The sequence below is a fragment of the Bacteroidota bacterium genome (genome assembly GCA_039714315.1).
GTDB lineage: Bacteria > Bacteroidota > Bacteroidia > Flavobacteriales > JADGDT01 > JADGDT01.
In genome coordinates this window covers 1-2657 of sequence record JBDLJM010000245.1, presented here as the reverse complement: position 1 = coordinate 2657, position 2657 = coordinate 1, and the positions used below count along the sequence as shown (strand labels likewise).

Here is a 2657-nt window from a genome sequence, read left to right as displayed (position 1 = left end):
AAAAGTATATTTATTGTCCGAAAAAAAATATCTTAATTTTCTTTTTAACTTAAATTTTGCATTTGCGTAAGGGATTGCTTCGCATCCCAATGCTTTCATCTTGAAAATACCAAAAAAAAAGAAAAGGATTTATCTCTTTTGGCATTTATCTAAAAGCGTAAGGGATTGCTTCGCATCCCAATGCTTTCATTTTGAAAATGCCAAAAAAAAGAAAAGGATTTCTCTTTTTTGGCATTTATCTAAATGCGTAAGGGATAGAGCCGATACCCCACAGGCGGGTTCCTGAGCGTGGTTTCCGAGCGGTGGTTCGCGTGCGTAGTCGGGGGAAGTTGAGAGAAAGTCGAAGGAATCCGGCGAGGAGTAAAGGCGAAAGCCCGACCCTGTTGCCGGGAATTTTTACTGAGGGAATCCGAAAGAGTAATCCTGACAACAGGGATACGCCCAAAAAAAAATAAAAAAAGTCCCAAAAAATAAATTTTGAGACTTTTAATAATATGTTGCTACGTTTTGTTTATTCTCCAAACTCTAAATCAACACCTAATTTTCCGGCAATTAATTTATTGATGTGCGTTTTTAATCCTTCAATTTTTACATTTTCCAGGGCTTCGCTTGCAAAAGCATATGTCAACATAGCCTTGGCGTCTTTTTTAGCGATACCACGTGTACGCATAAAGAACAAGGCCTCATCGTCGAGTTGCCCGATAGTACATCCGTGAGATGCTTTTACATCGTCAGCGTAGATTTCTAACTGGGGCTTGGCATTTATTTGTGCTTTTTCCGATAACAGTAAATTGTTATTTTGCTGATTGCCATTGGTGTTTTGGGCATCTTTGTTTATAAGAATCATCCCCGTGAACACACCTTTTGATGAATCGTCGTAAATTCCTTTATACAATTCGTGGCTATCGCAGTTTGGTACCTTGTGGTTGACAAAAGTAAAGTTGTCGACATGTTGATTTTTATTCAAAAGTGAAATTCCATCCATGTTAGCCACAGCATTTTCTTCATTAAGGTAAAATGCAAGGTTGTTTCTGGTCAGATTTCCACCAAATGAGAATGTATCAACATAAGCGTTGCTATATGCGTTTTGGCTGACAAACGTATTGTCGATTAAATTTGCATTATCATTATCGTTTTGAAGCTTGTAATGGTAATAGTGAGAATTCTGTTCAACAGAAATTTCGGTAACAGAATTTGTCAGTATTTCGTTTTCTGTGATGCTCTGGTGACGCTCTATAAGTTTAGCTTCAACATTTTTACCAACAACAATAAGGTTTCTCGGATTCAGCATTGTCTCACCTGAAATACCTGTAGCAATGTGCAGTACCTGAACTGGTTTGTCGAGAATTGTGTTGTTTGGTATATTTATATATACTCCGTCAGCATGTGCGATTGTATTTAAAGCAACCATACTTTTATCGTTGGGAGCTATTTTTGTCAGATGCGAGTGTACTAATTCAGGATATTTTACAACAGCATCCCTCATAGATGAAATAATAATTTTATCTGAGGCTATATCTGAAAGATTCGTGTTAAAATACCCATCTACTAAAACAACTCTATAACTATTGATATCGATAAAGTATTCTTCAATATCTTTAAGTTCTACATCATTATTTTCGGCAGAAACAATACAGTAATCTGTTTTTAATAATGATTTCAGGCTGGTGTATTTCCAGTCTTCATCTTTAAGGGTTGGGAAGCCTTTAGTATCGAACAATTCAATTGCCTGTTTTTTCATTTCGGCAATTCTTGATTCGTCTGAAACAGCCTCTCCCAAAGCTTTATATGTAGAAATTATTTTTTCTTTTAAACTCATTTTATTTTTTGTTGCTGGTTGCCTGTTGCTGGTTGCCTGTTGCTTGTTAAAAGCACAACTATTATCTAGTAACCAGTATAACTAGCAACAAATTATTTACTTTCCATTTCAGCCTTAATCCAGTCGTAACCTTTTTCCTCAAGCTCAAGAGCTAATTCTTTACCCCCTGATTTTACAATTTTTCCATCGTAAAGAACGTGGACGAAATCGGGAATGATATAGTCAAGTAATCTTTGATAGTGAGTAATAATAATTGCAGAGCGCTCGGGAGATTTAAGTCTGTTAACTCCATTAGCAACAATACGTAAAGCGTCAATATCCAATCCTGAATCTGTTTCGTCAAGTATTGCCAGTGTCGGCTCTAACATGGCCATTTGGAAAATTTCATTTCTTTTCTTTTCTCCACCGGAGAATCCCTGGTTTAAAGAGCGTGAAAGAAATTTACGGTCTAATTCGAGTAGTGCTGATTTTTCCCTGATAAGCTTTAGCATTTCAGCCGGAGACATATCTTCCTCGCCATGTGCAGCTCTTTTTGCATTTACAGCTGCCTTAATAAAATTAGTAACAGTAACTCCCGGAATCTCTATAGGATGCTGGAAAGACATGAATATTCCTTTGTTGGCTCTTTCTTCCGGAGCCAATTCATTTATTACTTCTCCCTGAAATTCTATTGAACCACCGTCGAGATGAAACTTTTCTTTCCCGGCAATAACAGAACTTAGTGTACTTTTTCCGGCACCGTTTGGTCCCATTATAGCATGAATCTCACCCGGTTTTATTTCCAGGTTCAAACCTTTTAATATCTCTTTGCCTTCAACTGAGGCTTTTATGTCTTTTA

General features: G+C 37.0%; 2 protein-coding genes. Both read right to left on the bottom strand.

Annotated elements, in window-relative coordinates; all coding sequences use genetic code 11:
* Positions 1–511 precede the first annotated feature (511 nt).
* Positions 512–1819, bottom strand: a complete 1308-nt coding sequence (sufD, locus tag ABFR62_13990; protein MEN8139529.1) for a Fe-S cluster assembly protein SufD — start codon at positions 1817–1819, stop codon at positions 512–514.
* A gap of 92 nt (positions 1820–1911) precedes the next feature.
* Positions 1912–2657 (bottom strand): Fe-S cluster assembly ATPase SufC (gene sufC / locus ABFR62_13985; GenBank protein MEN8139528.1); only part of this gene is annotated, 746 nt, incomplete at its 5' end.

What these genes read in the sequence shown, in the direction of transcription:
- sufD (MEN8139529.1), bottom strand. Translation starts at nt 1,819, where the DNA reads ATGAGTTTAAAAGAAAAAATAATTTCTACATATAAAGCTTTGGGAGAG.